The organism is Streptomyces brasiliensis (assembly GCF_014647875.1).
GTDB classification, from domain to species: Bacteria; Actinomycetota; Actinomycetes; order Streptomycetales; family Streptomycetaceae; genus Streptomyces; species Streptomyces brasiliensis.
Genome location: NZ_BMQA01000004.1, coordinates 321,655 through 345,667, shown reverse-complemented (window position 1 = coordinate 345,667; position 24,013 = coordinate 321,655). Strand labels below are relative to the sequence as shown.

21 protein-coding genes and 5 pseudogenes are annotated in these 24,013 nt (G+C 70.2%); 10 read left to right on the top strand and 16 right to left on the bottom strand.

Translation table 11 applies throughout. The features are described 5' to 3' along the window. Positions 1–18: 18 nt before the first annotated feature. Positions 19–2,532 (bottom strand): DEAD/DEAH box helicase, encoded by a 2,514-nt coding sequence (locus IEZ19_RS09295; protein ID WP_189310598.1) that lies wholly within the window; start codon positions 2,530–2,532, stop codon positions 19–21. Between the two features lie 145 nt (positions 2,533–2,677). Here IEZ19_RS09295 and IEZ19_RS09290 point away from each other — a divergent pair, with 145 nt between their 5' ends. Then, positions 2,678–3,472: a metal-dependent hydrolase gene (locus IEZ19_RS09290; RefSeq protein WP_189310597.1), complete on the top strand. Its 795-nt coding sequence runs from the start codon at positions 2,678–2,680 to the stop codon at positions 3,470–3,472. A gap of 68 nt (positions 3,473–3,540) precedes the next feature. On the opposite strand, the gene IEZ19_RS09285 is transcribed toward IEZ19_RS09290, so the two are convergent. From IEZ19_RS09285 to IEZ19_RS09270, 4 genes are all read right to left on the bottom strand, one after another. Beyond that, positions 3,541–3,801, bottom strand: a complete 261-nt coding sequence (locus IEZ19_RS09285; RefSeq protein WP_189310596.1) for a type B 50S ribosomal protein L31 — start codon at positions 3,799–3,801, stop codon at positions 3,541–3,543. Between the two features lie 45 nt (positions 3,802–3,846). Continuing rightward, positions 3,847–4,317 (bottom strand): DUF5709 domain-containing protein, encoded by a 471-nt coding sequence (locus IEZ19_RS09280; protein WP_189310595.1) that lies wholly within the window; start codon positions 4,315–4,317, stop codon positions 3,847–3,849. Positions 4,318–4,705: 388 nt separating this feature from the next. Then, a complete protein-coding gene (locus IEZ19_RS09275) occupies positions 4,706–5,350 on the bottom strand; it encodes an anti-sigma factor family protein (RefSeq protein ID WP_189310594.1) in 645 nt (214 codons plus the stop codon). Next, positions 5,337–5,942 carry an RNA polymerase sigma factor gene (locus tag IEZ19_RS09270; RefSeq protein WP_189310593.1) on the bottom strand — a complete coding sequence of 202 codons (606 nt, stop codon included), beginning with the start codon at positions 5,940–5,942 and terminating at the stop codon, positions 5,337–5,339. Before IEZ19_RS09270 ends, IEZ19_RS09275 begins: the two co-directional genes overlap by 14 nt. A 98-nt stretch (positions 5,943–6,040) precedes the next feature. On the opposite strand from IEZ19_RS09270, the gene IEZ19_RS09265 reads away from it, so the two are divergent. Continuing rightward, positions 6,041–6,574 carry a COG4315 family predicted lipoprotein gene (locus IEZ19_RS09265; protein ID WP_189310592.1) on the top strand — a complete coding sequence of 178 codons (534 nt, stop codon included), beginning with the start codon at positions 6,041–6,043 and terminating at the stop codon, positions 6,572–6,574. 77 nt (positions 6,575–6,651) lie between these two features. Here the strand turns inward: IEZ19_RS09265 and IEZ19_RS09260 are convergent, their stop codons facing one another. Together IEZ19_RS09260 and IEZ19_RS09255 are read right to left on the bottom strand one after the other, a co-directional pair. Next, complete coding sequence (locus tag IEZ19_RS09260) at positions 6,652–8,469, bottom strand: ABC transporter ATP-binding protein (RefSeq protein WP_189310591.1); 1,818 nt, start codon at positions 8,467–8,469, stop codon at positions 6,652–6,654. Beyond that, positions 8,466–10,409: an ABC transporter transmembrane domain-containing protein gene (locus tag IEZ19_RS09255; protein WP_189310590.1), complete on the bottom strand. Its 1,944-nt coding sequence runs from the start codon at positions 10,407–10,409 to the stop codon at positions 8,466–8,468. Before IEZ19_RS09255 ends, IEZ19_RS09260 begins: the two co-directional genes overlap by 4 nt. Before the next feature lie 192 nt (positions 10,410–10,601). Between IEZ19_RS09255 and IEZ19_RS09250 the strand changes: the two genes are divergently transcribed. Further along, complete coding sequence (locus IEZ19_RS09250) at positions 10,602–11,384, top strand: L,D-transpeptidase family protein (protein ID WP_189310589.1); 783 nt, start codon at positions 10,602–10,604, stop codon at positions 11,382–11,384. A 32-nt stretch (positions 11,385–11,416) separates the two neighbouring features. Beyond that, positions 11,417–11,629 (top strand): annotated as a pseudogene (locus IEZ19_RS09245) (peptide-N4-asparagine amidase); the annotation flags it as partial. 103 nt (positions 11,630–11,732) lie between these two features. On the opposite strand, the gene IEZ19_RS09240 reads toward IEZ19_RS09245, so the two are convergent. Next, on the bottom strand, positions 11,733–12,182 hold the full coding sequence (locus IEZ19_RS09240; protein ID WP_189310588.1) for a MarR family winged helix-turn-helix transcriptional regulator: 450 nt from the start codon (positions 12,180–12,182) through the stop codon (positions 11,733–11,735). Between the two features lie 114 nt (positions 12,183–12,296). On the opposite strand from IEZ19_RS09240, the gene IEZ19_RS09235 reads away from it, so the two are divergent. Together IEZ19_RS09235 and mltG are read left to right on the top strand one after the other, a co-directional pair. After that, positions 12,297–14,108, top strand: coding sequence for an ABC transporter ATP-binding protein (locus tag IEZ19_RS09235; protein ID WP_189310587.1), 1,812 nt, complete (start codon positions 12,297–12,299; stop codon positions 14,106–14,108). 43 nt (positions 14,109–14,151) lie between these two features. Further along, on the top strand, positions 14,152–15,027 hold the full coding sequence (gene mltG, locus IEZ19_RS09230; protein WP_189310586.1) for an endolytic transglycosylase MltG: 876 nt from the start codon (positions 14,152–14,154) through the stop codon (positions 15,025–15,027). A 12-nt stretch (positions 15,028–15,039) separates the two neighbouring features. Here the strand turns inward: mltG and IEZ19_RS09225 are convergent, their stop codons facing one another. From IEZ19_RS09225 to IEZ19_RS09215, 3 genes and pseudogenes are all read right to left on the bottom strand, one after another. Continuing rightward, the gene (locus IEZ19_RS09225) at positions 15,040–16,107 is read right to left on the bottom strand and encodes an NAD(P)-binding domain-containing protein (protein WP_373296940.1); all 1,068 of its coding nucleotides are present in this window, start codon (positions 16,105–16,107) and stop codon (positions 15,040–15,042) included. A gap of 60 nt (positions 16,108–16,167) precedes the next feature. Beyond that, positions 16,168–16,376: pseudogene (locus IEZ19_RS50530) on the bottom strand (alkanesulfonate monooxygenase); the annotation flags it as partial. Positions 16,377–16,381: 5 nt separating this feature from the next. Next, positions 16,382–16,663: pseudogene (locus IEZ19_RS09215) on the bottom strand (ATP-binding cassette domain-containing protein); the annotation flags it as partial. A gap of 123 nt (positions 16,664–16,786) precedes the next feature. Between IEZ19_RS09215 and IEZ19_RS09210 the strand changes: the two are divergent. Next, entirely contained in the window at positions 16,787–17,224 is a 438-nt protein-coding gene (locus IEZ19_RS09210) for a secondary thiamine-phosphate synthase enzyme YjbQ (RefSeq protein WP_189310584.1), read from the top strand. Between the two features lie 195 nt (positions 17,225–17,419). On the opposite strand, the pseudogene IEZ19_RS09205 reads toward IEZ19_RS09210, so the two are convergent. Next, positions 17,420–17,756: pseudogene (locus tag IEZ19_RS09205) on the bottom strand (enolase C-terminal domain-like protein); the annotation flags it as partial. Between the two features lie 20 nt (positions 17,757–17,776). Between IEZ19_RS09205 and IEZ19_RS09200 the strand changes: the two are divergent. The 3 genes and pseudogenes from IEZ19_RS09200 to IEZ19_RS09190 form a co-directional block, all read left to right on the top strand. After that, positions 17,777–18,004: pseudogene (locus IEZ19_RS09200) on the top strand (amidohydrolase family protein); the annotation flags it as partial. 169 nt (positions 18,005–18,173) lie between these two features. Beyond that, the gene (locus tag IEZ19_RS09195; RefSeq protein WP_189310583.1) at positions 18,174–19,013 is read left to right on the top strand and encodes a COG4705 family protein; all 840 of its coding nucleotides are present in this window, start codon (positions 18,174–18,176) and stop codon (positions 19,011–19,013) included. A gap of 145 nt (positions 19,014–19,158) precedes the next feature. Continuing rightward, entirely contained in the window at positions 19,159–20,061 is a 903-nt protein-coding gene (locus IEZ19_RS09190) for a COG4705 family protein (protein ID WP_229840113.1), read from the top strand. Here IEZ19_RS09190 and IEZ19_RS09185 read toward each other — a convergent pair. From IEZ19_RS09185 to IEZ19_RS09170, 4 genes are all read right to left on the bottom strand, one after another. Then, on the bottom strand, positions 20,042–21,433 hold the full coding sequence (locus tag IEZ19_RS09185) for a sensor histidine kinase (RefSeq protein ID WP_189310582.1): 1,392 nt from the start codon (positions 21,431–21,433) through the stop codon (positions 20,042–20,044). The genes IEZ19_RS09190 and IEZ19_RS09185 overlap by 20 nt on opposite strands. Further along, positions 21,430–22,092 carry a response regulator transcription factor gene (locus IEZ19_RS09180; protein ID WP_189310581.1) on the bottom strand — a complete coding sequence of 221 codons (663 nt, stop codon included), beginning with the start codon at positions 22,090–22,092 and terminating at the stop codon, positions 21,430–21,432. Before IEZ19_RS09180 ends, IEZ19_RS09185 begins: the two co-directional genes overlap by 4 nt. Before the next feature lie 434 nt (positions 22,093–22,526). Continuing rightward, positions 22,527–22,949: a hypothetical protein gene (locus IEZ19_RS09175; protein WP_189310580.1), complete on the bottom strand. Its 423-nt coding sequence runs from the start codon at positions 22,947–22,949 to the stop codon at positions 22,527–22,529. 452 nt (positions 22,950–23,401) lie between these two features. Beyond that, entirely contained in the window at positions 23,402–23,641 is a 240-nt protein-coding gene (locus tag IEZ19_RS09170) for a hypothetical protein (RefSeq protein ID WP_189310579.1), read from the bottom strand. Positions 23,642–24,013: the final 372 nt, after the last annotated feature.

Here is a 24,013-nt window from a genome sequence, read left to right as displayed (position 1 = left end):
AGTGCGTTTCTCCTGTGGTCACAGCTGGCCGACGTCGGTGACGCGGACGACCGCGCGGCCCTCCGCGTCGGAGGCCGCGAGGTCGACCTCCGCGCTGATGCCCCAGTCGTGGTCGTCGTTCGGGTCGTCGAAGATCTGGCGGACGCGCCACAGGCCGTTGCGCGGTTCCTCCTGGATCACGAGCAGCTTGGGGCCCCGGGCGTCGGGCCCGGTACCGAGGTCCTCGTACTCGTCCCAGTACTTGTCCATCGCCTCGCCCCAGGCCTCGGCGTCCCAGCCGCTGTCGCCGTCCATCTCGCCCAGCTCCTCGACCTGGTCGAGGGCGGCGAGCTCCACGCGGCGGAACATCGCGTTGCGGACCAGGACGCGGAAGGCGCGGGCGTTGGCGGTGACGGGCTTGACCTCGTCGGCCTTCTCCTGGGCCTCCTCGGCGGTCATCTCCTCCGGGTTGGCCAGTTGTTCCCACTCGTCCAGCAGGCTCGAGTCGACCTGGCGGACCATCTCGCCGAGCCACTCGATGAGGTCCTGGAGGTCCTCGGACTTGATGTCGTCCGGGACGGTGTGGTCCAGCGTCTTGTACGCGCCGGCGAGGTAGCGCAGCACGATGCCCTCGGTGCGCGCCAGCTCGTACAAGGACACCAACTCCGTGAAGGACAGCGCCCGTTCGTACATGTCACGGATGACCGACTTCGGCGACAGTGGATGGTCGCCGACCCACGGGTGGCTCTTGCGGTAGGTGTTGTACGCGTGGAAGAGAAGCTCTTCCAGTGGCTTCGGGTACGTCACGTCCTGGAGGCGCTCCATGCGCTCCTCGTACTCGACGCCGTCCGCCTTCATCGCGGCCACGGCCTCGCCACGCGCCTTGTTCTGCTGGGCGACCAGGATCTGCCGCGGGTCGTCGAGGGTGGACTCCACGACCGACACCATGTCCAGGGCGTACGACGGCGAGTCCGGGTCGAGCAGTTCGAACGCGGCCAGCGCGAACGTGGACAATGGCTGGTTGAGCGCGAAGTCCTGCTGGAGATCCACCGTGAGGCGGACAATCCTGCCCTCGGCATCCGGCTTGTCCAGCTTCTCGACGATGCCGCCGTCGAGGAGCGAGCGGTAGATGGCGATCGCCCGCCGGATGTGCCTGAGCTGCTGTTTGCGCGGCTCGTGGTTGTCCTCCAGCAGATGCCGCATGGCCTCGAAGGCGTTGCCGGGGCGGGCGATCACCGACAGCAGCATCGTGTGCGTCACGCGGAACCGGGACGTCAGCGGTTCCGGCTCGGAGGCGATCAGCTTCTCGAAGGTGTTCTCCGTCCAGCCGACGAAGCCCTCCGGTGCCTTCTTGCGCACCACCTTGCGCCGCTTCTTCGGGTCGTCGCCCGCCTTGGCCAGCGCCTTCTCGTTCTCGATGACGTGCTCGGGAGCCTGTGCCACGACCAGTCCCGCCGTGTCGAAGCCGGCCCGGCCGGCCCGCCCCGCGATCTGGTGGAACTCACGGGCGCGCAGCGTACGGACACGGCTGCCGTCGTACTTGGTCAGCGCCGTGAACAGCACGGTACGGATGGGCACATTGACGCCCACGCCGAGCGTGTCGGTGCCGCAGATGACCTTCAGCAGACCGGCCTGCGCGAGCTTCTCCACCAGTCGCCGGTACTTGGGCAGCATTCCGGCGTGGTGGACACCGATGCCGTGGCGGACGTAACGGGAGAGATTGCGGCCGAACTTGGTGGTGAACCGGAAGTTGCCGATCAGTTCGGCGATCTGCTCCTTCTCCTCCCGCGAGGACATGTTGATGCTCATCAGCGCCTGCGCCCGCTCCACGGCCTGCGCCTGGGTGAAGTGCACGATGTAGACCGGCGCCTGCCTGGTCTCGAGCAGGTCGGTCAGCGTCTCCGTGAGCGGGGTGAGCTTGTACTCGTAGGAGAGCGGCACCGGGCGGGTGGCCGAGCGGACCACCGAGGTGGGGCGGCCGGTGCGGCGGGTGAGGTCCTTCTCGAAGAAGGACACGTCGCCGAGCGTGGCCGACATCAGGATGAACTGTGCCTGAGGGAGTTCGAGCAGCGGGATCTGCCAGGCCCAGCCGCGGTCGCCCTCCGCGTAGAAGTGGAACTCGTCCATGACGACCTGGCCCACGTCCGCGTCCTTGCCGTCGCGCAGGGCGATGGAGGCGAGCACCTCGGCGGTGCAGCAGATCACGGGGGCGTCTGCGTTGACGGACGCGTCGCCGGTCAGCATGCCGACGTTCTCGGTGCCGAAGAGCTTGCACAGCTCGAAGAACTTCTCCGACACCAGCGCCTTGATCGGGGCCGTGTAGAAGGTGACCTCGTCACGGGCCAGCGCGGCGAAGTGCGCGCCCGCCGCGATCATGCTCTTGCCGGAGCCGGTGGGCGTCGACACGATCACGTTCGCCCCCGAGACCACCTCGATCAGCGCCTCCTCCTGGTGGGCGTAGAGCGTGAGACCGCGCTCCTGGGCCCACGACTCGAAGGCTTCGTAGAGGGCGTCGGGGTCGGCGGTCGGCGGCAGCTGATCGATGAGGGTCACGGACCCATCTTGCCTGGCGTCCCCGCCGATGCGGGAATCGGCTGCGAGGATGAAGATCGCTACCGATACGCTGTCTCGCCGACGGAGCGTCAGTGCACCGGGTCAACTGGACAGCGGCACACGAGGAATGGGGCGGGCAGCGGCGATGATGGGACCAGCACACTCACTGTCGGGGGCCGCGGCCTGGCTCGGCGTCGGAGCGGCCGCCGCGGCGGCCGGACACACGATGCCGTGGCCGGTGCTCCTGGTGGGCGCCCTGATCTGCGCGGGTGCCGCGCTCGCCCCGGACCTCGACCACCCGGCGGCCACCATCTCGCACGCCTTCGGGCCGCTGTCGCACTGGCTGTGCGAGATCGTGCACACGCTCTCCTACGCCGCCTACAAGGGCACCCGGAAGAAGGGCGACCCGCGGCGCTCGGGCGGACACCGCACCCTCACGCACACCTGGCTGTGGGCGGTCCTGATCGGCGGGGGGACATCGGCTCTGGCGCTGGTCGGGGGCCGCTGGGCGGTGCTGGCGATCCTGTTCGTGCACATGGTGCTGGCGATCGAGGGCCTGCTGTGGCGGGCCGCCCGGGGTTCCAGCAGCGACATCCTGGTGTGGCTGCTGGCCGCGACGAGCGCGTGGATCCTCGCGGGTATTCTGGACGAGCCGGGCAACGGCTCCGACTGGCTGTTCACCCAGCCCGGCCAGGAGTACCTGTGGCTGGGCCTGCCGATCGTGCTCGGAGCGCTGGTGCACGACATCGGCGACGCCCTGACCGTCTCCGGCTGCCCGATCCTGTGGCCGATCCCGGTGGGCCGCAAGCGCTGGTACCCGGTGGGGCCGCCGAAGGTGATGCGTTTCCGGGCAGGCAGCTGGGTCGAGCTGAAGGTGCTGATGCCGGCGTTCATGCTGCTCGGCGGGGTGGGCTGCGCGGCCGCGCTCAATGTGATCTGACCGACGGGCCTGCCCGCCCGACGTGCCCGACGGTGACATATGGGGACGTCGTGGGAGGCTTCGCGGCCTCAGGTGGAGTCCTGCCCCGCCTTGCCGTAGCGCCGCTCGAACTGCGCGATCCGGCCCTCCGAGTCGACCGTGCGGGCCTTGCCCGTGTAGAAGGGGTGGCTCTCCGAGGAGATCTCCACGTCGACCACGGGGTACGTCTCGCCGTCGTCCCACTCGATGCTCTGCTCGCTGGTCGCCGTGGACCGGGTCAGGAAGGCGTAGCCCGCGGCGCGGTCGCGGAAGACCACGGGGTGGTAGTCGGGGTGCTTGTCCTGCTGCATGGCAGCTCCTCGCGCGGCGCGGTCGGCGGGCAGGCGATGCCGGGGTCAGCTCAAGAGGGAGTCGTCGTCCACGATGTGCATGGCGGCCTCCTCCGCGGAGGCGCCCGCGCCGTCGATACCCACGTCAGTGGCGAGCAGCGCGCCCTCCTCGTCCTCGTGCGCCCCCTCGTCGGGCGCGACCAGGCGGCCGGAACGGAGGTCGCCGACCTCGTTGTCCAGTACCTCGCCGTCGGTGTCCTGGGCGTCGCCGATACCGTCGTCGTCGGGGACGGCGAGGTCGGGCAGTTCCTCGGCGAGGCGTTGGTCCAGGGTCTCGCCCTGGTGACCCTCGGCCGCCGTCACACCGATGTGCTCCACCGCCCACGGCCGCTCGGGCGGGGACCAGCCGCGGTCGAGCGGATCGCCGACGCCATCGTTCACGAGCGTGTCCTCGACGTCGAGCAGTCCTGCGTCGTCCTGAACCTCGGATCCATCCGGCTGGTAGACGTCGTCTCCCCATCCGTCGGGGCTGCTCACGGGGTACCTCCAGGGGGTGGGGACGGCCCGTTCTCACCACGGTCGGCGGTGGTACGCCGGCACGCGGGGCACAGGTTTCACCCGGCTCGAACCGGACAGTTGCCGGGCGTCCCGGAACCGGTGCCGTTCTCCAGCCTTCCACTCCGGATCGGGACCGCGCAACGCCACCCGATGCCGACATATTCCGATCCTATGCCCCGGCCCGTGCGGATGACCCGCGCATCCGCTGTCATGTGGGGGCGTACACCGCACACCCCCCCGCCGGCGCCGACCGGACGGCTCGGCGTCCGGGCCCCGCCGCGTCGCCCATGGCTCATCAGTGCCCTCGGCCTGCCGGCCGTCAGCGGCTTCCGCTCGTGCGCCGTCAGCGCCTTCGGCCCGTGCGCCGTCAGCCGTCCAGGTCGGCTGTCGACCAGATCCTTCCGTCGTCCTGGACCAGTTCGACACGGTCGATCGACGAGGCCGATCCGTAGGCGATCCAGGTGGCCTGTCCCGAGGACGGCGTCCACCACTGGCCGACGTCGCGGGCGGAACCGTCCTTCAGCACGAGCCGGCAGGTGTAGTGCGTACCGGGCCGGCCCGCGGTGACCTCCATGACGACGACGTGCTCGGAACCGGCCCGGCTCGGTGCCACCGTGCCGACCGTCGACCCGGACGACGTGACCAGCGGGGCTCCCCCGTCGCTCACGGTGACTCCGGCGGGGGCGGTGTCGTGGCCGAGCAGGGCGGCTCCGAGCGCGCCCAGGCCGATCCCGGCGGCCGCGGCTGCCGCGACGAGCAGCGGGACCCGCCGGCGCCGGCGCCGGGTCGAGGGACGGCGCAGCTCCAGCCGGTCCAGGACACGTGCGTCGAACCCTGTCGGGGCCGAGACCCTCGGTGCTGCCGGGAGGACCGCGTCGACGGCCCCCGAGACATCGTGGTAGGCCGTGCGGCAGGCCGGGCACGTGGCGAGGTGGCGCAGCAGTTCGGTGGGCTCGCCCGGGAGGGTGCCGAGTGCCAGGGCGATGAGTTCGTCCTCGTCAGGGTGTCGCATCGCGGCTCTCCTCCTTCAGCGCGTCGCGCAGCCTCCTCAGACCGGTGCGGATGCGGGTCTTGGCGGTGCCGAGAGGAATGTTCTCGTGCCGGCCCACCTCCGCGGCGGTGCAGCCGCCGATCACTGCGAGGGCGACAGCGCGGGCCTGCTCCGCCGGAAGGCCGCTCAGGCGTTCCAGGGCCCGCTCGCTCTCCAGGGCGGCCAGTGCCTGCCGCTCCGTGCCGTCGGCGTCGCCGTCGGCCTGGAGGGTCACCTGCAGGAGCCGCTCCATCGTTTCGGCCAGCACGGGGGTGGACCGCCGTGCGCGGACGGCGTCGACGGCGGCGTTGCGGGTGATGGTCAGCAGCCAGGTGAGTGCCGAGGCGCGGCGGGCGTCGTAGCTGCCCGCGGCTCGCCAGGCCCGTACGAACACCTCCTGGCTCACGTCCTCGGCCAGGGCCGGTTCACGGGTGACGGACAGGGCGAGGCCGTACACCGCGTCCTGGAAGCGGCGGACGAAGGCGACCGCCGCCTGCTCGTCGCCCAGCGCGAAGCCGGTGACGAGCGACGCGTCGTCGACCCGGTCCGTGCGTGAGAAGAGTTCCACGGCCATGACTACGTACGAACGGGGAGAAGGGATTGCACCGACGCCAACGCAATCCCTCGACTCCGCTCGCCCGTACAACCTCCGCGAGAAAGGACGGAGAGAACATGAACACTGCGAGGATCGCCGTGGCCGCGGTCGCGCTCGCGGCCCTGGGACTGGCCGGCTGCGGGGCCGGTGGCGGAGACGACAGCGGTAGCGGTAACGGCAGTCAGGGAAGCGGAAAGGCGACGGCTGCCATGGACCCGTCCACGGTCAGGGTGAGCCAGTCGTCGCTGGGCAACATCCTCGTCGACGGCAGCGGACGCACCTTGTATCTGTTCACCGGGGACGGCACGAACACCAACTCCATGAAATGCAACGCGGATTGCCTCAAGCTGTGGCCGCCGGTGAAGAGCACACCGAAGGCGGGGGCCGGGGCCGACGCGCACCTGATCGGCCGCACGAAGAGCGGCTCGGGGAGCCAAGCGACGTACGCCGGGCACCCGTTGTACTACTACGCCGACGACCGGTCCGCCGGTGATCTCAAGGGACAGGGGATGGACAAGATCTGGTTCGTGCTCGACCCTCACGGCAAGGCGATCACGAAGTCGGTCGCGTCGACGCAGGACACGGGCGGCAGCGGCGGCTACGGCTACTGACACCTGCTGCCGTTGCCCCGACCCACCTCGGAACACGACCCACTCAGAACACGGCCCACCGCAGGTCACGGCCCCGGTCACCCGTGCCAGGACCGCCACAGTGCCGCGTAGGCGCCGTCTGCCGCCACCAGGGCGTCGTGGCTGCCCAGTTCGCTGATGCGGCCGTTCTCCACGACGGCGATGACGTCGGCGTCGTGGGCGGTGTGCAGGCGGTGGGCGATGGCGACCACGGTGCGGCCGTCGAGGACGCGGGCCAGGGAGCGTTCGAGGTAGCGGGCCGCGCGCGGGTCGAGGAGCGAGGTCGCCTCGTCCAGGACCAGTGTGTGCGGGTCGGCCAGCACCAGCCGGGCCAGCGCGATCTGCTGGGCCTGTGCCGGAGTGAGCACGAGCCCGCCCGAGCCGACCTCGGTGTCCAGGCCGTCGTCCAGCGCCCGCGCCCAGCCGTTCGCGTCGACGGCGTCCAGGGCCGCCCACAGCTCGGCATCGGCGGCGTCCATGGGAGTCCACTCGCTCGGGCGAAGCCGTGAGTGAGGGAGGGCCAGCAGCAGGTTGTCGCGCAGGGAGCCGACGAATACGTGGTGTTCCTGGTTGACGAGGGCGACGTGGGAACGGACGTGTTCGGCGGTCATCCGGGACAGTTCGGCACCGCCGAGGGTGACGCGGCCCTCGCGGGGGCCGTAGATGCCGGCGAGCAGCCTGCCCAGCGTGGACTTGCCCGCGCCGGACGGTCCGACCAGGGCCAGCCGGGTGCCCGGCGCGACCTCGAGGGACACCTTGCGCAGTACGTCGACGCCCTCGCGGTAGCCGAAGTGCACCTGGTCTGCGTGCACGTCACGTCCGTCGGGGGCCAGCCCGGCGTCCCCGGCGTCCGGCTCGATGTCCCGCACACCGACCAGGCGGGCCAGTGACACCTGGGCCACCTGTACCTCGTCGTACCAGCGCAGGATCAGGTTGACCGGGTCGACGAGCATCTGCGCGATGAGCGCGCCCGTCGTCAACTGGCCCACGTCGATCCAGCCCCGCAGCACGAACACACCGCCGACCATCAGGACGGAACCGAGGACCATTACATGGGTGAAGTTGATGACCGGGAACAGCACGGACCGGAGCCAGAGGGTGTAGCGCTCCCAGGCCGTCCACTCCTTGATCCGGCGCTCGGACAGGGCGATGCGGCGGGCGCCGAGACGATGGGCCTCGACGGTGTGGCCGGCGTCCACGGTCTCGGCGAGCGCGGCGGCCACGGCGGCGTACCCGGCGGCCTCGGAGCGGTAGCCGGACGGCGCCCTCTTGAAGTACCAGCGGCAGCCCACCACCAGCAGAGGCACGGCGAGAAGTACGGCGGCCGCCAGCGGTGGCGCGGTGATCACGAGCCCGCCGAGCAGCAGCACGACCCAGACGACACCGATCGACAGCTGCGGCACTGCCTCGCGCATGGCGTTGGCGAGCCGGTCGATGTCCGTGGTGATGCGGGACAGCAGGTCGCCGGTGCCGGCCCGCTCCAGGACGCCCGGCGGCAGGCCGACCGACCGTACGAGGAAGTCCTCGCGGAGGTCGGCCAGCATCCGCTCGCCGAGCATCGCGCCGCGCAGCCGCACCTCGCGCACGAACACCGCCTGCACGACGAGTGCGAGCACGAACACGCCGATGGTCAGGCCGAGATGGAGTACTCGAGCCCCGTCGGAGACCCGTTCGACGAGCCCGCCCAGCAGGTAGGGGCCGGTCATGGAGGCCACCACCGCCACGGTGTTGACGCCGATGAGCAGCAGGAAGGCGCGTCGGTGCCGGCGGAACAGTTCGGCCACGTAGGCGCGGACGGTCGCGGCGGCGCCGACGGGCAGGGTGGTGGCGGTCGTCGGGGCCGCCGGGTCGTAGGCCGGTGGCGCAACGCCGATCATGCGCTCTCCTCGATCTCTTCCAACGCGCCCCGCAGGGCAGCTTCGTCGCCGCGCAGGGCAGCCTCGTCGTCCCGCAGGGGAGCTTCGTCGTCGTCCCAGGCACCCCGCAGGGCAGCTTCGTCGCCGCGCAGGGCAGCCTCGTCGTCCCGCAGGGGAGCTTCGTCGTCGTCCCAGGCACCCCGCAGGGCGCGCTCGCCCTCCCGCTGTTCGTCGTCCGTCTCGCGGGTGACGACCGCCCGGTATCGCGGTTCCGTGTGCACCAGTTGGCGGTGCACGCCGACCGCCACGACCTCGCCGTCGTGGACCAGGGCGACGCGGTCGGCCCGGTCCAGGAGCAGCGGGGAGGAGGTGAAGACGACCGTGGTCCGACCCTCCCGCAGCTCCCGCAGCCCCTCGGCGATGCGGGCCTCGGTGTGTGAGTCGACGGCGGACGTCGGCTCGTCCAGGACGAGCACCTGCGGGTCGGTGATCAGTGACCGGGCCAGTGCGAGCCGCTGCCGCTGCCCGCCGGACAGAGAGCGGCCGCGTTCCGTGATGCGGGCGTCCATCGGATCCGCGGCGTCCAGCGAACCCTGGACAAGGGCGTCCAGGACGTCCCCGCACTGCGCGGCGGCCAGCGCCTGTCCCGGGCGGACGTCACCGGACGCGGGCACGTCGAGCAACTCGCGCAGTGAACCGGACAGCAGCACCGGGTCCTTGTCCTGGACCAGGACGGCGGTGCGGGCGGAGTCGAGGGGCAGTTCGTCGAGCGGTACGCCGCCGAGCAGCACCGACGGGCCGGCCTCGGCGGGGTGTCCGCCCAGCCGTTCCGCGAGCCGTCCGGCCGCGTCCGGGTCGCCGCACACCACGGCGGTGAGACGTCCGGTGGGCACGAGCAGACCGGTGGCCGGGTCGTACAGGTCGCCTTCCGGCACCCCTGCCTCGCGTGAGCCGTCCGCGTCCGTGGTCCGTTCCAGGGACAGCACGCGGGCGGCGCGTTTGGCCGAGGGCCGAGAGAAGGAGTAGGCCATCGCGATCTCCTCGAAGTGCCTCAGCGGATACGCGAGGATCATGACCGCGCTGTAGACGGTGACGAGTTCACCGACGGTGATCCGGCCCTGGCGGGCGAGGTGGACGCCGTGCCAGACGACCGCGCTGAGCAGCAGTCCCGGCAGCAGGACCTGGATCGCGGAGATCAGCGCCCACATGCGGGCGCTGCGTACGGCGGCGCGCCGTACCTCCTGGGAGGCGCGCCGGAAGCGGTCCAGGAACAGCTCCTCACCGCCGATGCCGCGCAGCACACGCAGCCCGGCGACGGTGTCCGAGGCCAGCTCGGTGGCTCTACCCGCCTTCTCGCGCTGGAAGTCGGCGCGCCGGGTCGCCCGGGGCAGCAACGGCAGCACCGCGAGGGCGAGCACGGGCAGGCCGACAGCGACGACGACGCCGAGCGCAGGCTGGTAGACGAGCAGGCCGACGCAGACCACGACGACCGTCAGCGCCGCCGCGGTGAAGCGGGAGACGGCCTCGACGAACCAGCCGATCTTCTCCACGTCACCGGTCGAGACGGCCACCACCTCGCCGGCCGCGACCCGCCGGGTCAACGCCGAGCCCAGTTGGGAGGCCTTGCGGGCCAGCAGTTGCTGGACCCGGGCCGCGGCGGTGATCCAGTTGGTCACGGCGGCGCGGTGCAGGAAGGTGTCGCCCACCGCGATGCCGGTCCCGCACAGCACCATCAGCAGACCGGTCAGGGCCAGCCGGGTGCCGGAGCGGTCGACGACGGCCTGGACGGCGAGCCCGACGCAGAACGGCAGCGAGGAGACGGACAAGAAGTGCAGCAGGCCCCAGGCGAGTGCTTTGAGCTGCCCGCCCAGCTGGTTCCGCCCGAGCCACCACAGGAATCGGGGACCCGACCGTGCGTCCGGCACACCCGGGTCGGGATACGGAAGGTCTTGAATCTGCATGACGTCCCAGTGGCTCTTGTCGGGGGGAGGGGCAACGAGCCGTGAAAGGTTCGCCTCGGAACGTGGTCAAAATCAAACGGTTTTCCCGAACGGAGCGGAGAATCGGCAGCGGTCCGTTCCGGCTGTCCCCCGGTCGGGGCCGATGCCCGGAACATCGAGCAATCTCCCGGTACGTGATGCCACGATGTGCCGATGCGGAACGACGGTGTGCGGCGAGCGGGGGTCGTTGTGGCGGCCCTCGGGACCTTCCTGGCGGCCCTGACCGCGTGCGGCGGAGCGGGATTCGACGGCGGCGGAGCGGGAGCGGCGGGCCGGCCCGGACACGACCGCGCCGGCACCGCGGAACCCATCCGCCCCGGCACCGTGGACGACCTCCGTCCCGGCGCCACCGACCCCACCCGCATCCCCGGCGTCGGCGACCGCCTCAAGCGCCGGATCCCCGCCGACTCCGGCCAGGTCGTCGCGGTGTACGGCAACGGCAGGGACTCGGCGGACGCCACGCTCGTCCTGTACACCCGGCACGGCAACCGCTGGGAGCGGACCGGACGCTGGCGCGCGCACAACGGCAAGAAGGGCTGGACCACCCACCACCGCTCCGGTGACAACCGCAGCCCCGTAGGCGTGTTCACGCTCACCGACGCGGGCGGCGTGCTGGCGGACCCGGGTGCCCGGCTGCCGTACACCCGCGACCTGAGTTTCGCCGCGCCCCGCTGGTGGGCCGCATCGCACTGGCACGACTTCGACTACGTGATCGCCATCGACTACAACCGCGTCGAAGGAACTCCGCCGAACGACCCGACGCGCCCCGAGGGAGAGGACAAGGGCGGGAGCATCTGGTTGCACATGGACCACGGCAGCGGTACGTCGGGCTGCGTCAGCCTGTCCAAGGCGGCCATGGAGTACCTGCTCCGCACGCTCGACCCGGACCGGCACCCCGTCGTGGTGATGGGGGACAGGGCGGAACTGGAAGCCTGATCGCCGAAGCCTGACCACGGAGGCCTTACGTCGTGGAGACGCGCGACGGCCGCCGCACCGCGTGGTCCCGGCTCGGGGACACCTACACGGGCGACGCGACGTACACCCTGAACGTGCCCCGTGACCAGCGGCACGTGATCGGCACGACGAGCGAGCGCTACCGGCTGTACGGGTCGGCCGGCTGCTACGACCGCACGCTGACCACGGTCCAAGGGGTGCTCATCGAGGACACGAAGGGCTGCTGACCGCCGACCCGCGCCGCACACGAAAGCGCCTCCTCCACACCCGCCGGAGGGGGCGCCTTCGTGTGCGCGGCGGGAACCCCCTGCGACGAATGTCGGACGGACGTCAGCAGTGCTTCGTCGTCCCCCCGTCCACCAGCGTGTCCAGCAGGCCGCCCAACTGCTCCCGCTGCTGTGCCGTCAGCGGTGCGAGTATCTCCTCCGCCGCCGCGCGGCGCGCGGCGCGCAGTTCACCGAGGGCCCGGCGGCCGCCCTCGGTCAGTTCGATCCGGGTCACCCTGCGGTTCGTCGGGTCGGGCACCCGGCACACCTTGCCGCTCGCCTCCAGACCGTCGACCAGGGTCGTCACCGCGCGCGGTACCACCTCCAGGTACTCGGCGAGGTCCGCCATGCGCGGCGGCGAGCCGAAGTGCGCCAGGGTCCGCAGCAGGCGGGACTGGGCCGGCGTGATGCCCACGTCGCGCCGCTCCAGATGGCGCTTCTGGATGCGGTGCACCCGGCGGGTGAGCCGCAGCAGCTGCTCGGCGAGCAGTGCGTCGGGGTCGGGGGAGGTCATGCGGGAACAATATCAGGATGAAGTTCATTGTGAGTATGGGTAACAATGAGCTGAGAACCGTGAGTCATCGTCGGCCGCCGTGCGCGCCGCCTCCGCACACCTCCGTAGGAGCCCATGCATCCCGACCGTCAAGCACCCTGGACCCCGCCTGCCGATGCCAAGCGGCAGCCACGGCAGGTGCGCCGCATCCTGAACCTCTTCCGTCCCTACCGCGGCCGGCTCGCCGTCGTCGGCCTGCTGGTCGGCGCCTCGTCGCTGGTCTCGGTCGCCACGCCGTTCCTCCTCAAGGAGACCCTCGACGTCGCGATCCCGCAGGGCCGTACCGGCCTGCTGACCCTGCTCGCGCTCGGCATGATCCTGAGCGCCGTCCTGAACAGCGTCTTCGGGGTCCTGCAGACCCTGATCTCGACGACCGTCGGCCAGCGCGTCATGCACGACCTGCGCACCGCCGTCTACGGACGGCTGCAGCGCATGTCGCTCGCCTTCTTCACCCGCACCCGCACCGGCGAGGTGCAGTCCCGCATCGCCAACGACATCGGTGGCATGCAGGCCACCGTCACCTCGACCGCGACCTCCCTGGTCTCCAACCTGACCAGCGTCGTCGCCACCATCGTCGCGATGGTCGCCCTCGACTGGCGGCTCACCGTCGTCTCGCTGGTCCTGCTGCCGCTGTTCGTGTGGATCGGCCGCCGGGTCGGCAACGAACGCCGGAAGATCACCACTCAGCGCCAGAAGCAGATGGCCGCGATGGCCGCCACGGTCACCGAGTCGCTGTCGGTCAGCGGCATCCTGCTCGGCCGCACGATGGGCCGCTCCGACTCGCTCACGCGGTCCTTCGCCGACGAGTCCGAGCAACTGGTCGACCTCGAGGTGAGGTCGAACATGGCCGGACGGTGGCGGATGTCCGTGATCACCATCGTCATGGCGGCGATGCCCGCCGTCATCTACTGGGCCGCGGGCATGACCCTCCAACTGGGCGGTCCCCAGGCCTCCATCGGCACGATCGTCGCCTTCGTCTCGCTCCAGCAGGGCCTGTTCCGCCCCACCGTGAGCCTGCTGGCCACCGGCGTCCAGATCCAGACCTCGCTCGCGCTGTTCCAGCGCATCTTCGAGTACCTCGACCTGCCGATCGACATCACCGAGCGGGAGAACCCCGTCCACCTCGACCAGGTCAAGGGCGAGGTCCGCTTCGAGGACGTCGAGTTCAGGTACGACAACAAGGACGACAAGGTCGCTCCCATCCTCGACGGCATCGACGTCACCGTCCCGGCGGGCGGCAGTCTGGCGCTCGTCGGCCCGACCGGCGCGGGCAAGTCCACGCTCGGCTATCTGGTGCCCCGGCTGTACGACGTCACCGGCGGCCGCGTCACCCTCGACGGCGTCGACGTGCGCGACCTGGACTTCGACACCCTCGCCCGGGCGGTCGGCGTGGTCTCGCAGGAGACGTACCTCTTCCACGCCTCGGTCGCCGACAACCTCCGCTTCGCCAAGCCCGACGCCACCGACGAGGAGCTGTACGCGGCGGCCGAGGCGGCCCAGATCCACGACCACATCGCGGCCCTGCCCGATGGATACGACACGGTCGTCGGCGAGCGCGGGCACCGCTTCTCCGGCGGTGAGAAGCAGCGCCTCGCCATCGCCCGTACCATCCTGCGCGACCCGCCGGTCCTCATCCTCGACGAGGCGACGAGCGCCCTGGACACCCGCACCGAGCACGCCGTGCAGGAGGCCATCGACGCCCTGTCGGCCGACCGGACGACACTCACGATCGCCCACCGTCTGTCCACCGTGCGGGACGCCGACCAGATCGTGGTCCTCGACTCCGGTCACGTCGCCGAACGCGGCACGCACGAGGAGCTGCTGGAGCTCGACGGGCGGTATGCGGCGCTGGTCCGCAGGGACGCGCAACTGGAGCCGACAAACTGAAGATATGCCGGGTTTATGACGGTCTGCGGGTTACCGTGCCCGCATGCAGATGAACACTCCGTCACGGAGAACGATCCGACTGACGCGCCGGGGCAAGCTCGCCCTCGTCGCGACCGGCGCCGTCGTGGCCGGCACCGCCGTGGCGGTGCCGCTGCTGAGCCTGGACCACCGCGTGGAGACCAAGCCCGTCGGCCTGGTCATCCCGGAGGGCTGGCGCGCGAGCCAGGTCTACGACGCCGTCGACAAGGCGCTCACCCTGCCCGCGGGCAGCACCAGGAAGTCCCTTGCCAAGGCCGCGCTCAAGCTGCCCGGCGATGCCGACGGCAACCCGGAAGGTTATCTCTTCCCAGCGACGTATCCCGTCGACAAGAAGGCGACTCCCCAGTCGCTGCTCCAGTTCATGGTCGACACCGCCAACAAGAAGTTCGACGCCGCCCCTGTCGCGGCCGGCGCCCAGCGCAACGCGACGAACGTCTACCAGGCGGTGACCATCGCGAGCATCGTCCAGGCCGAGGCCGCGACGAAGGCCGACATGGGGAAGGTCGCCCGGGTCGTCTTCAACCGTCTGGAACGCGGTATGCCGCTGCAGATGGACTCGACCATCAACTATGTGAAGAACCGCAGCACGCTCTGGACCACCTCGGACGACACCCGGATCGACAGCCCCTACAACTCGTACCAGCGCATGGGCCTGCCGCCCACGCCGATCGACAATCCGGGCGAGGACGCGATGCGCGCGGTCCTCAACCCGACGCCGGGCGACTGGCTGTACTTCGTCACGGTCAAGCCCGGCGACACCCGTTTCACCGCCGACTACGCGGAGCACCAGCGCAACGTGGCCGAGTTCAACGCCGAGCACCAGAAGAGCAAGGCCGCGCAGCAGAGTCCGAGCGGCAGCCCGCAGCCGTCCGCGAAGTGAGCCGGCGGGGCATCACGCGGCGACGGGCTCCGTGCCCAGCAGCCGTCTGATGTCCCGCACGGCCGCCCGCCCCGCCCGGTTGGCGCCGATGGTGCTCGCCGAGGGGCCGTAGCCGACCAGATGGATCCGCGGATCGGCGACCGCGCGCGTGCCCTCCACCCGGATCCCGCCGCCCGGCTCGCGCAGCCGCAGCGGCGCCAGATGGTCGAGGGCGGCCCGGAACCCGGTCGCCCAGAGGGTGACGTCGGCCTCGACGCGCCGCCCGTCCTCCCACTCCACCCCGTCCGGAGTGATGCGGTCGAACATCGGCTGCCGGTCGAGGACACCGTCCTTCAGCCCCTGACGGATGGCGTCGTTGAGCGGCAGACCCGTGACGGAGACCACGCTCCGCGGTGGCAGTCCCTGCCGTACCCGCTCCTCCACCAGCGCGACCGCGGCCCGCCCCACGTTCTCGTCGAAGGGTTCGTCCCGGTAGACCGGCGGGTGCCGGGTGACCCAGGTGGTCGCGGCCGCGTACGGGGCGAGCTCCAGGAGGTGCTGGGTACCAGACGCACCGCCGCCCACAACGATCACGCGCTGCCCGGCGAACTCCTCAGGCCCGGTGTACTGCGCGGTGTGCAACTGTCGTCCGCGGAAGCTCTCCTGGCCGGGGTAACGCGGCCAGAACGGACGGTCCCAGGTGCCGGTGGCGTTGATCAGCGCCCGTGTCGACCACACACCGTCCGACGACTCGACGAGCAGCTGCCCGCCCTTGCCCTCGCGTACGGCCGTGACGTCGACGGGCCGCCGTACCCGCAGATCGAAGGTGCGCTCGTACATGTCGAAGTACGCGCCGATCACCTCGGCCGACGGCCGGGCCGGATCGGCGTCCGTCAGCTCCATGCCGGGCAGCGCGTGCATCCCGTGGACCTTGCCGTACGTCAGCGACGGCCACCGGAACTGCCAGGCGCCGCCCGGTGCGGGGGAGTGGTCCAGGACCACGAAGTCGCGGTCCGGCTCGAAACCGGTACGGCGCAGGTGATAGGCGCTGGACAGGCCCGCCTGACCAGCGCCTATGACGACTACCTCGACGTCGCGCATGTCGTTCACGCCTGGAGCAACAGCGCGAGGAGCGAGGATCTTCCCCTCGCGGACGGGGCAGCGGCCGCTCGCGACGAGGACGGCGCCCCGCTGCCGGAGGCCGCGTGCTCCAGCAGCCAGCGCGCCGACAGTTCGGGGATCACGCCCTCCCCGAACCAGCACGTCTCCCGCAGATGCGGATGACCGGAGAGCACGAAGTGCGCGACGCCCGGCGCGTGGTACTTCTCGATCAGGTCGGCCACCTCGGCGTGGCTGCCGACCAGCGCGGTCGATCCGCTGGTCGTGCATCGTGCGTGACGTGCAGCACGGCACAGCCGCGGCGCTGCCGCAACTCCCCGACCAGGCGCTGTGCCTTGATCCGGGTGAGCGCGTCGAGCGCCCCGAACGGCTCGTCGAGCAGCAGCAGATCGGGCTCGCGCACCAGGGCGCCGGCCGGCGAGGCGCGCTGGGCCTCGCCGCCGGAGAGCGTCTTGGGCCGGGCGTCGGCCCGGTGACCGAGACCGACCTCGTCCAACGCCCCTTCGGTGAGCGCCCGCTCGGGCCGTCCGGGCAGGCCGGCGGAGCGCAGATCGCCAGCCGGCGTGTCGACGGTGAACGGTGTCTCGCCGACTGGACCGCGCGTTTTACGACGCGGTCCGTCGGGGCGTGTGGAACCCGGCCCATGGGCCAGGATGGGCTCATGTCAGATGCCTTCACCACGCGCGTCCTGAACGTCGCCACCGGATCCCGCGAGCGGGTCGTCGACCTCACCGGTGACTGCGAGGCCTTCCTGCGCGAGACGGCAGGCGGTCGCGACGGCCTCCTGAACCTCTTCGTCCCGCACGCCACGGCCGGGATCGCGATCATCGAGACCGGCGCGGGCAGCGACGACGACCTTCTGGCCGCGCTGCACACCCTGCTCCCCGCCGACGACCGCTGGCAGCACCGCCACGGCAGCGCGGGCCACGGCCGCGACCACGTCCTCCCGGCGATCGTCCCGCCGCACGCGACGCTGCCGGTCGTGGGCGGACACCTGGAGCTGGGGACATGGCAGTCGGTGTGCCTGGTGGACACCAACCGGGACAACCCCAACCGTCAGGTCCGGCTGTCGTTTCTGGCCGGCATCGGCGAGCCCTGACCAAGGGGCCTTTGCCGTTTCGCTGAAACGTCGGTCAACTCGCATGGGTCTTCCCCTGGTTGACCACCTGAACGAGGAACTGGGCCCCGGGAGGGCGTTGCCGAAATCGCCCCAGCCTGGCGTCACCAGGCGTGCAGCCGGCTTGGGTCACCACCAGTGACGAGTGGCTCGAAGTCCCGCCGGTGCACGGACTCGTCAGCCCAGGGCGATGTACTCCGTCGAGGTGGTGATCTCGGCGAGCACGTCGTCCAGCGGCGTCACACCGAGGCCGGAGCCGGTGGGGACGCGCAGGTGGCCGTCGTCGACGACGAACGGCTCGGTGACGTCGACCTTGTAGAACCGCCCCGCCCCCGGCACATCGCCCGGCAGCGTGAAACCCGGCAGCGAGGCGAGTGCGACGTTGCCGGCCCGTCCGATGCTACTCTCGGCCATGCCGCCACACCAGACCGTGCGCCGTCGCGAGGCCGTGGATGCGGCGCGCCTCGAGGCAGCCGCCGACCCGGCCGGGCTTGATGTTGATGATCTGGCAGGCCACACGCTCGACCCGCCGAGTGTCTCACCCCCCAACAGGCCCTGCGCGCCTACACCTACGGCTCGGCCTGCGCCTCTCGCGAGGAGCACAGCAAGGGAACTCTGGAGCGCGGCAAGCCGGCCGGCATCGTCGTCCTCTCCGGTGACGTGCCCTCGGTCGCACTTGACCGTATCCGCGACGTCTCCGTCCAGGCCACCGTGGTCGGCGGTGCCGTGCCGTACGGCGGTGACACGCTCACCGAGCTCTGAGGGACTCGGTGCCGCAACCGTCCGCATCCCGGCGTCGCCTGACAGCCGGTAAGGGGAGGGGCATGCCGGTGCTCCCGTAGCCCGTGCTGCGTGAGTGGAAGGAGCCATGCGCACGGTGCGGCTCGCCAGTCAGGATGCATTCAGGTGCCCGGTGGCACGGTCGCTGTCCATGACCTACGAAACGTCTGAGACTTCCGCCGTCCCCGCGGCCGAAGGGTCCGCCGCGCCGGAGCGGCATCGGCTGCGCTGGAACAAGGTGCCCGAGGTCACCGTCTACTTCTGGATCATCAAGGTGCTGTGCACCACGGTTGGCGAGACCGTGGCCGACCTGCTGAATGAGAAGGCCGGCCTTGGTCTGACCGGTGTGTCGGTTCTGATGAGTGCCCTGCTGGCCGTGGCGCTGGTCGTGCAGTTCCGCACGAGCGCGTACCGGCCGGGTGTGTACTGGCTGGCCGTAGCCCTGATCAGCGTCGTCGGCACGCTGATCAGTGACAATCTCACCGACAACATGGGCGTGCCGCTGGAGTTGAGCACCACGGTGTTCGCGCTCGTTCTCGCGGTCGTTTTCGTCGTCTGGTACCGCCGGGAGCGGACGCTGTCCATCCACAGCATCGACACCACCAGCCGCGAGTCCTTCTACTGGCTCGCCGTCCTGTTCACCTTCGCCTTGGGCACGGCGGCGGGTGACCTGGTCTCCGAGCGCATGAATCTCGGCTACTGGCTGTCCGCCGTGCTGTTCGCCATGGCCATCGCGGCAGTCGGCGTCGCGCACTTCGCCCTCGGGCTCAACGCGGTCTGGGGCTTCTGGATCGCGTACATCCTCACTCGGCCGCTCGGCGCGTCGATCGGCGACTACCTCTCCCAGCCATCCGGAGACGGGGGCCTGGGACTGGGCACCGTGATCACCAGCGCACTGTTCCTGTCGGTCATCCTCGCCCTGGTCGTATACCTGGGCGTGACCCGCAAGGACGTCACCGAACCGGAGCGGGCCGCTCGACACGCAGCGTGACCTGCGATCTGTCCGCGTTCAGGATGCTTTCATGCCATTTGTGTCACGGTCGGAGATCTCGGCAGCCGTCGGTGGCCGTCACAGGGCGCTCGTCCCGCTTCCGGGGGCGAGCGCCCTGTCGTTCGACCGGACAGGAGAAACTGAATTGGAGAAATCGGAGGTCCTCACCGACCTCGACGGGTCGAGCACGTCGAGTACGACCAAGTCGGTGATGAAGAAGCTGCCCGAGGTCACCCTGGCGTTCTGGATCATGAAGATCGCCGCGACGACCCTGGGCGAGACGGCGGGCGACCTCTTCGCACAGACCCTGAAGCTGGGCTACTTCCTCACCACGATCGCACTGTTCGTGATCTTCGTGGTGACGTTGGTGGTGCAGTTGCGGTCGAGCCGCTACAACCCGTTCTTCTACTGGACCGTGATCCTGTCGACCAGCATGGCCGGCACCACGATGTCCGACTTCATGAACCGGGACGCCAGCGCCAAGTACCTCTCGAACGGCGCGACGAAGCTGGGTTGGGGCCCGCAGGGCCTTGGCCTGGGCTACCCGGCCGGGGCGGCGATCCTCATCTCTATCCTCGTGGTGATCTTCGGCACCTGGAAGCTGACCGGGATGACCTTCCAGATCCGCGAGATCGTGACCTTCAAGGGCGAGGTCCTGTTCTGGTCGGCGATCCTCGTGTCGAACACTCTCGGCACCTCGATGGGCGACTTCCTGTCCGACAGCTCCGGCCTCGGCTATGCCGGTGGTGCGCTGCTCGTCACCGGGGTGCTCGTCGTACTCGTGGCGCTGATGAAGGTGCCGGTGGTGCCGAACGTGCTGCTGTTCTGGATCGCCTTCGTCCTCACCCGCCCGCTGGGCGCCACTGCGGGCGACTTCCTCACCAAGCCGGCCGCCAAGGGCGGTCTGGATCTCGGCACCGTGGGTTCGTCCACTGTCCTGCTCGTAGTCCTGTTCGGCCTGATGGCCTATGCGCAGGTGCAGGAGCGCCGGACCGTTGTCAGGCGCGCACGGGAGGAGCGGGAGTCGGTCACCCGGCAGGGAGGCTGACTGTAAACCTGGCCCCGGGCGCGTGTCCGGGGTCGTAAGAGACCTCACCGCCGACGGCGCGGGCCAGACGCCGCGCAAGAGGCAGCCCGAGGCCTGCGCCGTCGTGCCCGTCCCCGGTGTCGGCACGTCGGCCGGGCTGGAACAACTCGTCCACGAACGCGTCAGGCACACCGGGGCCGTCGTCGACGACATCGATCCGCACGGCACTGGGCAGCCGCCGGGCGGACACGGTCACACTGGAGCCGGCATAGCGGACGGCGTTGGCGAGCAGAGGGCTGACGATGCGCTCGAGGAGAGCCGGCGCGACCCCCACCTCCAGCACTCGCGCGTTCGTCTCCACCGTGGCCTTCACCCGATCCGGTGGGGCGACGTGCTGGAGCAGGCGGCCGAGTACGGGTACGACGTCGGTCGTCGCCGGCGCCGTCGCCGGATTCAGCGCGTTCTCGCGGGCGTTCTCGCGGGCGTCGTCGAGGAGCGTGTCGCAGATCGTGCGCATGGACTGCGCGGCCTCGGCGATGACCTCTTGCGTGGCGCGGGTCTGGGCGTCCGTGCGCGGGCGGGCCCGCCACCAGTCGAGTTCCATGATGATCCGGGTGAGCGGCGTGCGCAGTTCGTGGGAGAGCTCTCCCGTCAGCTGCTGTTCGTGGCGCAGCACAGTGCGTATGCGATCGAGAAGCGCGTCCAGTGAGCCACCCAGACGGGCGAGTTCGACCGGGTGATCCTCCGTACCGAAACGGTCGTCGGAGCCGACGGCGCTCCACTGTGTCGCCTGGTCGGTCATCGTCCGCACCGGTCGCAGTGCCCGGCCGACGGACAGGCGCGTGAGAACGTATGTGCATCCGAGCATCACGGCGTCCAGGACGAGCGACCCCTGCAACAGGGTGCCGGCCGAACTGCGGTACGGAGCCAGATCCAGGGCGGTGACAACCGTGGCGACGGGGTCGCGGTCCGGGATCGGCTGGGAGCAGAGCCGGATGGGGCGGTGGCCGTCGACGGTCGCGCAGGCGTGCTTTCGCCGTACGGCCAGTTGGTCCGCGGCTTGGGTCAGCGGGTTCCCGGCGGTGGTGGACGGCGGCTTTTCCATCAGGTGGGCGCCGGCGTAGATCCACACGTTCGCGTCGAGGAGGCGGTCATTGGCGGTTTCCAGGACGCGTACCCGGGGACCGCTGGTGTCGACGGTCGTGGTCACCGCTGCCGCTCGGTTGCGCAGTTCGTCGTCCGCCTGGTGTTGCAGTTGCTCGTCCATCACGACGTTGAACGCCACGGTCAGGACTGTCATCAGCAGCGCGGCGGTGGCAAGCGCCACGAGGGAGAGCCGACCGCGAAGGGTGCGTGGGACCAGGCGACGAAAGCTGCGGAAGGAATAGCTCATGACAGGCGGTGTCCGACACCTCGCGCCGTGTCGATCGTCAGACGGCTCCTCGCCTCGCGCAGCTTGCGGCGCAGTCGGCTCAGATACTGGTCCAGGGTGTTGTCGCTGACTTGCGCGCCCTCGGGCCAGCCGGCCCGTACCAGGTCACGGCGGCGTACGAGAGTGCCGTCCGCGGCAACGAGTGTGGCCAGCAGCCGGAACTCCGTGGGGGAGAGGTCGACGCGCACACCGTGCACGGTCGCGCTGTGATCCACCGCGTCCAGGACCAGATCACCGGTGGTGGCGCTGGGGCGGGGGGTGACCCGTCTGAGCGCGGCGCGCAGCCTGGCGGCGAGTTCGGTGAGGTGGAAGGGCTTGGACAGGTAGTCGTCGCCCCCGGCCGAGAAACCGGAGAGGCGGTCGGTGAGCTGGTGCCGGGCGGTCAGGAAGATCACGGGGGCGAGGAAGCCGTTGGCGCGCATCGCCTGGCAGACGTCCCGCCCGTCCGAGTCGGGCAGGCCGACATCCAGCACGGCCGCCGCGATGCCGGCGGTCGCCAGTCGCAGCGCGGTGGCGCCGTCGGTGGCGAGGACCGGCTCGAACTCCTCGTCCTGCAGGCCTCGCCGCAACACGTCCCGCAGGGCGTGATCGTCCTCGACAATCAGGATCTTTGGCTGCATGATCCTCCGTCGGCCCTTCAGCCGAGGCCGTACTCGCGATGAACGACTGGGGCGGCCACCGGGTCGTAGCCCCCGAGCACGCCGTCGGCCGGCCCGCCGACGGCGAACCGGCTACCGGAAGGTGGACCGTCTACTTGACTGTAGACGAACGGTGACCGAAACGCGTTCCCGAGTGACGAGCGCCACGCGAAGGAGGTCCGTGGTGACATGCCCGGCCGACCCCAGATCGAGGCGACGGTGTGGTGGACGGACTGCGGCGTGCCCCCCCGTCCAGCCCTCTCGCCGGCAGACGGCAGGTCGGGACGGCGTGGGACATGGCCGCACCTGGCCCGCTCAGACCCGTGACGCCGATTCCGGGCCAGGGTGCGACCGCCCGTCGGACGAGAGGCCCTGTTCCTCGTCCAACGGGGGCTATGAACGGCGCAGATGATTCCTCACTGCACCGTCACGTTCACGGTTGGTGAATGCGTGGACCCGTGCGACACCCGGAAGTGCTGGGTGCCCTTGGCCGTGGGCCTGTCCGTGAGCGAGAAGGCGTTGGCCTTCTTCACGGCGGCCCTGACATGGAGGTTGTGCCATGCGCCGTTCTTCTCCTGTTGCAGGACCACCGAGGCTCCCGTCCTGATGCCCATGGTGTGCCCGGTGAACCTGACCTTCTCGCCGGCCTTCACGGTGGTCGGGTGGGCCTTGACCGTGATCGAGGCGGGCTTGGAAGTGGCGCTGTGCGTCATCGTGGGCTTGGGGCTGAGTGTCGGACTCGCCGCGAAGGCCCCGGCCGAACCTGCCGACAGCAGCGCGACGGACACGGCGCCGGCGGCCACCGCACGGGCAGTTCGGCTGCCAAGACTCATACTCATTGCGACTCCCGAGGGCAGACGACTACTCGCGCGAGGGAAGGGAAACACCTCGCAGAACGGATCTCATATGCCCAGACTTGTCCTTTTCCGGGTGCGCGCCACTGCAGTTGAGCATGAATGCCTCCAGAGAACCTGAAAATTCCGGTAAGACGCAGGTGGAATGTTCCGCCAGGTCGGCACGTTCTTGCCGTTCTCTTGTCTGTGAGTGGCTGAGCAGCGCCTTGATCTCTACTGCCGGGCTCAGACGGTGTCTTCGTGGCAAGGCGGACAAGCCGTCTGTAGCAGCAGATGGGGATACGTATCCCAGAACAGCGAACAAGCGCATCGAGGCCGACCAGGCGGATACCCTCCTTGTCGACGACCACCCTGGCTGCCGGGTCAAATCCACGCGTAACCAACACGATCTGCAACTGTGGACACGGGTGCCGCCATATGCGGTAGGGCAGTTGTCTTTACGGAGTTCGGCGGACACGAACAGGACTCAGAGCGGGGATGTCGTCGTCCTGGACGCGGACAATCCAGCCGTCGAGGTGCCTACCGCGGCGATTGTCCATCAACTCAGCGAAGGCCCGGACGTGTTCGGCGGCGCGATCGAGTTCAGGGCAGCAGGTCAGGCTCTGTTTGAGCTGCTGGGCCCGGTCGTCGTCGAGGCTGTCGGGGTGGTGGGTGATCCAGCTGGTCACGTCCCGCACCGACGGCTTCCTGCGCGGCGGAGGCTGATGCGGAGCGGGCGAAGCTGTCGCACGCAGGGCTTGCAGGGGTCGAGGATGCTGGGGAGGCCAGTCCACTGGCCGATCAGCAGCTCGTCGGCACCGGCCCCGCCCTGGGTACCGGCGTCTTCGGCATGCAGACAGCGTCCCTGTTCCGAGCGGCAGGACCACTGGACGTCAGCACCGTCGGCTCTGATGGGGGTCCGGGCGCGTGCTGCTGTGCCGGGCGATCGGCGCCATGACGTGGTGATCTGCACTGACGCAGCCCCGCGCTGCCCCGGCCCGTCCGCCTGACGCCCTGAGCGGGACCGAGGGCAGGGCGAGACGGTAACGGTGCGGACGCCCTGTGTTCCC